6 protein-coding genes are annotated in these 8,406 nt (G+C 65.4%); 5 read left to right on the forward strand and 1 reads right to left on the reverse strand.

The window, feature by feature from the left end; translation table 11 throughout:
* Positions 1–78: 78 nt before the first annotated feature.
* On the reverse strand, positions 79–321 hold the full coding sequence (locus PMI38_RS17855; protein WP_008096752.1) for a hypothetical protein: 243 nt from the start codon (positions 319–321) through the stop codon (positions 79–81).
* A 447-nt stretch (positions 322–768) separates the two neighbouring features.
* Here PMI38_RS17855 and PMI38_RS17860 point away from each other — a divergent pair, with 447 nt between their 5' ends.
* The 5 genes from PMI38_RS17860 (at position 769) to dbpA (ending at position 8,369) form a co-directional block, all read left to right on the forward strand.
* Positions 769–2,571 (forward strand): acyl-CoA dehydrogenase, encoded by a 1,803-nt coding sequence (locus PMI38_RS17860; RefSeq protein ID WP_008096753.1) that lies wholly within the window; start codon positions 769–771, stop codon positions 2,569–2,571.
* A gap of 31 nt (positions 2,572–2,602) precedes the next feature.
* Positions 2,603–4,045, forward strand: a complete 1,443-nt coding sequence (locus PMI38_RS17865; protein ID WP_008096756.1) for a TldD/PmbA family protein — start codon at positions 2,603–2,605, stop codon at positions 4,043–4,045.
* Entirely contained in the window at positions 4,045–5,376 is a 1,332-nt protein-coding gene (locus tag PMI38_RS17870) for a TldD/PmbA family protein (RefSeq protein WP_008096758.1), read from the forward strand. Before PMI38_RS17865 ends, PMI38_RS17870 begins: the two co-directional genes overlap by 1 nt.
* 115 nt (positions 5,377–5,491) lie before the next feature.
* Positions 5,492–6,919: a multidrug transporter subunit MdtD gene (gene mdtD / locus PMI38_RS17875; RefSeq protein WP_008096760.1), complete on the forward strand. Its 1,428-nt coding sequence runs from the start codon at positions 5,492–5,494 to the stop codon at positions 6,917–6,919.
* Positions 6,920–7,031: 112 nt separating this feature from the next.
* Positions 7,032–8,369: an ATP-dependent RNA helicase DbpA gene (gene dbpA, locus PMI38_RS17880; RefSeq protein WP_238540201.1), complete on the forward strand. Its 1,338-nt coding sequence runs from the start codon at positions 7,032–7,034 to the stop codon at positions 8,367–8,369.
* The last annotated feature ends 37 nt before the right edge of the window (positions 8,370–8,406 follow it).

The raw sequence follows: 8,406 nt of genomic DNA on the forward strand, positions 1-8,406 counted from the left end.
CGACGCTCTTCCGATCTTACCTGTGGGAGCGGGCTTGTCCCGCGAAAGGGCCAGACCAGACAACGCATGGCTCGCGGCCTAGTGCAGCACCCGCGGCTCCGCCGGCATCTGCGCCTGGATCAACGCCGTCTCTAGCAACACCCGCAGCGTTTCGAGTTCATGCATGGAGGCCATCATCAGGATCGATGCCGGAGATTTGGGCTGCAGCAACAAGGCCTGATGCACCACGGTGTGTGCGCACTGGGCGTACTCCGTAGCCTGGATGATGGTGTCTTCGAGGGAATGGAAGTTGTGAGGTGGATCGGGAACGATCTTAAGCATAGTAATTGTCCTGTTCATGAACTAGGACCACCACCGCGTGCTGTCAAACAAGAAGGTGGCAGCTGTGTATGGGTTGACAGACCGGTGAACAGAACCAAAAACCGGCGCACACGAGGTGCCCCACACACAGCCACCATAAAGGCAAAGCCATGCGGTTCGTTCAGAGCGGCCTGTCAAAGCCGGTCGTTGATGCGCAACGACCGCCCGAGACTAGAGCGCCACCCAGCACATCGCAATGGCTTGGAAGGGCTAAGAGTATGTTTGGGAAATGGACTACAAGAAAGCGGGAAATTCCTACAATTTGCACACAAATCGCAACAACTTACACTTTCGCCAACTCCATCCCCGCCACCCCACCTTCTAAACCCATATCACCCACACCAATTAACCTTCTGCCCTCCCCGTTCAAACCCTAGACTCGGTCCAACCCCGCAAAGGACCGCCCCCATGCCCGAGACTCTGCTCAGCCCCCGCAACCTCGCCTTCGAACTCTACGAAGTCCTCGACGTTGAAGCCCTGACCGAGCGCCCGCGCTTCGCCGAGCACAGCCGCGAAACCTTCGACGCCGCGCTGACCACCGCCCGCACCATCGCCGAGAAGTACTTCGCCCCGCACAACCGCAAGGCCGACGAAAACGAGCCGCGCTACGTCGACGGCCGCGCCGAGCTGATTCCCGAGGTCAAACCCGCCGTCGACGCCTTCCTCGAAGCCGGTTTCCTCAACGCCAACCGCGACTTCGAAGTCGGCGGCATGCAGCTGCCCAGCCTGGTCTCGCAAGCCTGCTTCGCCCACTTCCAGGCCGCCAACGCCGGCACCACGGCCTACCCGTTCCTGACCATGGGCGCAGCCAACCTGGTCGAAAGCTTCGGCAGCGAAGAACAGAAACGCCTGTTCCTGCAGCCGATGATCGAAGGCCGCTACTACGGCACCATGGCCCTCACCGAACCCCACGCAGGCTCGTCGCTCGCCGACATCCGTACCCGCGCCGAACCCGCCGGCGACGGCAGCTACCGGCTCAAGGGCAACAAGATCTTCATTTCCGGCGGCGACCACGAACTGTCGGAAAACATCGTGCACATGGTCCTGGCCAAGCTGCCGGATGCCCCCGCCGGGGTAAAAGGCATTTCGCTGTTCATCGTGCCCAAGTACCTGGTCAACCAGGACGGCAGCCGTGGCCCGCGCAACGATGTGCTGCTGGCCGGCCTGTTCCACAAGATGGGCTGGCGCGGCACCACCTCCACCGCGCTGAACTTCGGCGACAACGGCCAGTGCGTCGGCTATCTGGTGGGCCAGCCACACCAGGGCCTGGCCTGCATGTTCCAGATGATGAACGAGGCACGCATCGGCGTCGGCATGGGCGCGGTGATGCTCGGTTACGCCGGCTACCTGTATTCACTGGAATACGCCCGGCAACGCCCGCAGGGCCGCCTGCCGGACAGCAAGGACCCCCTCAGCCCGGCCGTGCCGATCATCAACCACACCGACGTGAAGCGCATGCTGCTGGCACAAAAGGCCTACGTCGAAGGTGCGTTCGACCTGGGCCTGTACGCTGCCCGTCTGTTCGACGACACCCACACAGCCGCCGACGAAAGCGCACGCAAACAGGCCAAGGAGCTGCTCGACCTGCTGACCCCGATCGTCAAGTCCTGGCCCTCGACGTTCTGCCTCAAGGCCAACGAACTGGCAATCCAGATCCTCGGCGGCCACGGCTACACCCGCGAATACCCGGTCGAGCAGTACTACCGCGACAACCGCCTGAACCCGATCCACGAGGGCACCGAAGGCATCCAGTCGCTCGACCTGCTCGGTCGCAAACTGGCGCAGAACAACGGTGCCGGCCTCAAGCAGCTGATCCGGCTGATCGCCAGCACCGGCGAGCGCGCCAGCCACCATCCGAACCTCGACCCCCTGCGCCAGCCCCTGGAGCAACTGGTCAATCGCCTGCAAGGCGTAACCCTGGCCCTGCTTGGCGACCTGGCGCAAGGCAGAATCGCCGGCACCCTGGCCAACTCCGCCCTGTACCTCAAGGCCTTCGGCCACTGCGTCGTCGGCTGGCGTTGGCTGGAACAGGCGATCCACGCCGAACTCGGCCTGCTCAAGGGCAATGCCGCGGACCGCGACTTCTACCTGGGCAAATTGCAGGCCGCCCGTTATTTCCTGACCTGGGAAGTACCTGGCTGCCATAATGAGCTGGCATTGCTCGAGGCACGCGACGACACTTGCCTCGCCATGCAAGAGGGGTGGTTCTAGGGGGAGCCACCGTGTAAACGGAGGCTTCCACATGTTCGATTCCAGCGCCCTGCTGCGCCAGCGCTTTGCCGCGCTGCGCAGCACGGCCGAGTTGTTTTCCCTGCGTCATGTAAAACAGTCGCACCAGTCGCTTTCGGTACGGCGCAACGTCGCCGAGCCGCCTTGCTTCAGCCAGGACGAAGGCGCCATGCTGACCGTGCGGGTCAATGGCGTGGAGGCCTATGCCGCCACCGCCGACCTGTCCCAGCAGGGCCTGCAGCGCGCCCTGGAACACGCCGAATCACTGGCCCGGCAAATCGCCGGGCAGAGCCTGCTCGACCTGCGCGAGCAACCGGTGCCCAGTGCGCGTCATGACCATGTCTCGCCCAACTTCGACCAGCCGCTGCCAAGCCTCGCCGACTGCCTGGGCCTGCTCGCCGCCGAATCGGCCAGCGTGCCCAAGGACAGCCGCCTGGTCGATTGGCAGGCCAGCCTGAGCATGAGCCTGGTCGAGCAGACCTACCTGAACTCCGCCGGCGCCGAGCTGCGTCATGCCCAGCGCTTCCTGTTCCCGGGCCTGGGCGTGACCGCCAGCGACGGCCAGGACAGCCAGAGCCGCAGCCTGGGCCGGGACAACTTCGGCCAGCAGGGTGGCTTCGAAATCGTCGAGCGCTGCGGCCTGCTCGGCGCCGCCAGCCGCGTTGCCGACGAAGCCTTGCAACTGCTGCAGGCCCCCAACACCCCGAGCGGCCCGCGCGACCTGTTGCTGATGCCCGACCAGATGATGCTGCAGATCCATGAGTCCATCGGCCACCCGCTGGAGATGGACCGCATTCTCGGCGACGAGCGCAACTACGCCGGCACCAGCTTCGTCAAAACCAGCGATTTCGGTCACCTGCAGTACGGCTCGAAACTGCTCAACGTCACCTTCGACCCGACCATCGGCGAAGAACTGGCCAGCTACAGCCATGACGACGACGGCAGCCAGGCCAGCAAGCAGTTCCTGATCCGCGACGGCCTGTTGCTGCGCCCGCTGGGCGGCGCGCTGTCGCAATTCCGCTCCGGCCTCGACGGCGTGGCCAACAGTCGCGCCTGTGGCTGGAACCGCGCGCCGATCGACCGCATGGCCAACCTCAACATCGAGCCGGGCGATCAGACGCTGCAGCAACTGATCGAAGGCATCGAGCACGGCATCCTGATGCGCACCAACCGCTCCTGGTCCATCGACGATGCGCGCAACAAGTTCCAGTTCGGCTGCGAATGGGGCCAGTTGATCGAAAACGGCGAGCTCAAGGGCATCGTCAAGAACCCCAACTACCGCGGCATCTCCGCGCAGTTCTGGGGCAACCTGGCGGCGGTCGGCGACCGCAGCACCTTCCAGGTACTGGGCACACCCAACTGCGGCAAGGGCGAACCCAACCAGGTGGTTCGGGTCGGCCACGCCTCGCCGGCCTGCGTGTTCCGCCAGATCGACGTATTCGGGGGTGACGCCTGATGAGCGCCACACCACAGCAACGCTTCGAAGGCCTGGTCAGCGCCCTGCGTGATGCCCTGCAACCCGGCGAACAGTTCACCCTCGGCTACAGCGCCGAACAGTCGCAGTTCGTGCGCTTCAACCACGCCAAGGTGCGCCAGGCCGGCGCAGTCAGCCAGGCCAGCGCACACCTGCGGCTGATCCGCGACGGGCGTCAGGCAGAACATCAGGTGACCCTGAGCGACGATGCGCAACTGGACCGTCAGCGCCTGAACGATGCCTTGGCGCAACTGCGCCAGATCCTGCCGTTGCTGGCCAAGGACCCCTACCTGCGCCTGGACGAAAACGCCTGGCACAGCCACAGCCTGCAAGCGCAAGCGCTGCCGGAGCTAAGCGACGTCCTGGCACTGCTCGACCGCGAAGCGGGTGACCTGGATCTGGTCGGGATCTATGCCGCCGGCCCGATCAGCCGGGGCTTCGCCAGCTCCTTTGGCGCCTTTGGCTGGCATCAGGCCAACAGCTTCAACTTCGACTGGAGCCTGTTCCACGACAATGGCCAGGCCGTGAAGGCCAACTATGCCGGCCAGCTGTGGAGCGACGACGATTTCATCGCACGCCTGCGTCTGGCCCGTGAACAACTGGGCTTCCTCGGCCGCCCGGCAATCACCCTCAAGCCTGGGAGCTACCGCGCTTACCTGGCACCTGCCGCCATGGACGAAATCGCCGGCATGCTGTGCTGGGGCGGTTTCTCCGCCCAGGCCCTGGCCACCGGCAACAGCGCCCTGCAGCGGCTGTACAGCGGCGATGCGCAGCTGAGCCCGCAGGTCAGTTTCAGCGAGCAGGTCAGCGGCTCGTTGAGCCCGGCGTTTTCCGATGAGGGCTCACCGCGCCTGGATGTGGCCTTGATCCGCCAGGGGCAAGCCGTGGACAGGTTGGTCAGCGCCCGCAGTGCGGTGGAGTTCGAGCTGCTGGCCAATGGCGCCGACAGCTACGAGTCACCCTGCGCGCTGAGCCTGGCCCCGGGCGAACTGGCCAGCGAGCAGATTCTCGAACGGCTTGGCACCGGGCTGTACATCAGCAACCTGTGGTACTTGAACTATTCGGACCTGCCAGCGGCGCGCATGACCGGGCTTACCCGCTTTGCCACCTTCTGGGTGGAGAACGGGGAGATTCAGGGGCCGGTCAGCACCATGCGCTTCGATGACAGCTTGTACAGCCTGCTGGGCGACCAGCTGGAAGACCTGACGCGCGAGCGCGAGATGATCTTGTCGACCAGTACCTATGGGCAGCGCAGCACCGGGTCGAGTCATTTGCCGGGGGCGCTGGTCAAAGGGCTGACCCTGACTTTGTGATTGGCCATTCGGGCCTCATCGCCGGCAAGCCGGCTCCCACAGTGTCCGCGGCGAAGCGGAACGTGTGGGAGCCGGCTTGCCGGCGATGAGGCCGGGACAGACGGAAGAGGAAGCCATGCCAGAACGCACCCCGCTGGACCCCACCACCGCCCGCTGGATCCCCTGGGTAGTGGCGATCGCATTCTTCATGCAGTCCCTGGACGGCACCATCCTCAACACCGCCCTGCCGGCCATGGCCCGTTCCCTGGAAGAAGACCCGCTGCGCATGCAGGGCGTGATCATCGCCTACATGCTCACCGTGGCCCTGCTGATTCCCGCCTCGGGCTGGATCGCCGACCGCTTCGGCACCAAGCGCATCTTCTTCAGCGCCATCCTGTTGTTCAGCTTCGGCTCGCTGCTGTGCGCCATGGCCTACAGCCTCGGCTTCCTGATCTTCGCCCGCGTCGTGCAAGGCCTGGGCGGCGCACTGATGCTGCCGGTCGGGCGCCTGGTGGTGCTGCGCGCCTACCCCCGTACCGAGCTGGTGCGGATCATGAGCTTCATCACCATCCCCGGCCTGCTCGGCCCGCTGCTCGGCCCGACCCTGGGCGGCTGGCTGGTGGAAATCCTCAGCTGGCACTGGATCTTCCTGCTCAACCTGCCGGTGGGCGCCGTGGGTTGCTATGCGGTGTGGAAGTTCATCCCCGACCTGCGCGGCGCCGAGCGCACCACCTTCGACGGCCCGGGCTTCATCCTGTTCGGCGCAGCCATGGTGCTGATCACCATCGCCATGGAAGGCCTGGGCGAACTGCACTTGCCGCACTTGCGGGTGATGCTCTTGCTGTTCGCCGGCATGGCCTGCCTGGCCGCCTACTGGCTGCGCGCCGGGCGCGACCCGGAGCCGCTGTTCTCGCCCAGCCTGTTCCGCGTGCGCACCTTCGCCATCGGCATTCTCGGCAACCTGTTCGCGCGCCTGGGCAGTGGCGCCCTGCCCTTCCTGGTGCCGTTGCTGCTGCAGGTGGCGCTGGGCTACTCACCGGCACAGGCCGGCATGAGCATGATCCCGCTGGCGGCGGCGGCGATGCTTGCCAAGTCCGTCGCCAGGCCGCTGATCGAACGCCTTGGCTACCGCATCGTGCTCACCGGCAACACCCTGTTGCTGGGCCTGCTGCTGGCCAGCCTCGGGCTGGTCGACGAGCAGACGCCGTATGTCCTGCTGCTGGTCCAGCTGGGCCTGCTCGGCGCGGTCAACTCGATGCAGTTCACGGCCATGAACACGGTGACCCTGATCGACCTCGACGATGCCGCCGCCAGCAGCGGCAACAGCTTGCTGTCGGTAGTCGCGCAGCTCTCGCTGAGCCTGGGCGTAGCCTGCGCTGGCGCCTTGCTTGGCGGTTTCACCGCAGCCGGCAGTGCTGACGGCGTGGAAACCACCTTGGAAGCCTTCCAGCTGACCTTCGTGACCATCGGCATCATGGCCATGCTGGCCGCCGCGATCTTCCTGCAACTGGCACCGACGGACGGAAGGCGTGCCCGTCGTCCGGAACAGCACGTGGAATCGTAGGGCGAATGGCCACGGGGCTGGTAGACTGTGCGGCATTTTTCGCTTCGCACCGCAGGCCCGCCTCGTGACCACCGATTCCACCGCCTTTGCTACCTTGCCGCTGTCCGCCGCCATGCTGGCCAACCTGGACGCCCTCGGCTATGCCTCGATGACGCCGATCCAGGCCCAGAGCCTGCCGGTCATCCTCAGAGGCCAGGACCTGATCGCCCAGGCCAAGACCGGCAGCGGCAAGACCGCCGCCTTCGGCATCGGCCTGCTCAACCCGATCAACCCGCGCTACTTCGGTTGCCAGGCCCTGGTGCTGTGCCCGACCCGCGAGCTCGCCGACCAGGTGGCCAAGGAGTTGCGCCGCCTGGCCCGCGCCGAGGACAACATCAAGATCCTGACCCTCTGCGGCGGCGTTTCGCTGGGCCCGCAGATCGCCTCGCTGGAGCACGGTGCGCACATCATCGTCGGCACCCCGGGCCGCATCCAGCAGCACCTGGACAAGGGCACCCTGGTGCTCGACGGGCTCAACACCCTGGTGCTGGACGAAGCGGATCGCATGCTCGACATGGGCTTCTTCGACGCCATCGCCAGCATCATCGGCAAGACCCCGTCGCGCCGCCAGACCCTGCTGTTCTCGGCCACCTACCCGGCCGGTATCGAGCAACTGGCCGCCGACTTCATGCGCAAGCCGCAGCAGGTCAAGGTCGAAAGCCTGCACACGGACAACCAGATCGAGCAGCGCTTCATCGAGATCGACCCACAGCAGCGCCTGGAGGCCGTCACCCGTGTGCTCGGCCACTACCGCCCGCAGTCCTGCGTGGCGTTCTGCTTCACCAAGCAGCAGTGCGAGGACGTGGTTGCTCACCTGACTGCCAAGGGCATCGTCGCCCAGTCCTTGCATGGCGACCTGGAGCAACGTGACCGCGACCAGGTGCTGACCATGTTCGCCAACCGCAGCAGTTCGGTGCTGGTGGCCACCGACGTGGCCGCTCGTGGCCTGGATATCGATGGCCTGGACATGGTCATCAACGTCGAACTGGCGCGTGATGCGGAAATTCACGTGCACCGTGTCGGCCGTACCGGTCGCGCTGGCGAGAAAGGCATCGCTGTCAGCCTGGTGGCACCGGCCGAAGGCCATCGCGCCCAGGCCATCGAGGCGCTGCAGAAGAGCCCGCTGCGCTGGGATCAGCTGGACGGTCTGAAGAACAAGGGTGGCGAGCCGCTGCTGCCGGTGATGACCACCCTGTGCATTGCCGCTGGGCGCAAGGACAAGCTGCGTCCGGGTGACATTCTGGGTGCGCTGACCGGTGATGCCGGCATTCCTGGCAAGCAGGTGGGCAAGATCGCCATCTTCGACTTCCAGGCCTTTGTGGCCGTGGAGCGGGCGCTGGCCAAGCAGGCCATGCAGCGGCTCAACAGCGGCAAGATCAAGGGCCGCGCCCTGAAAGTGCGCATTATCTGAAGTCTTTTGGGGGCTGCTTTGCAGCCCATCGCCGGCA

The organism is Pseudomonas sp. GM84, from assembly GCF_000282535.1.
Lineage (GTDB): Bacteria > Pseudomonadota > Gammaproteobacteria > Pseudomonadales > Pseudomonadaceae > Aquipseudomonas.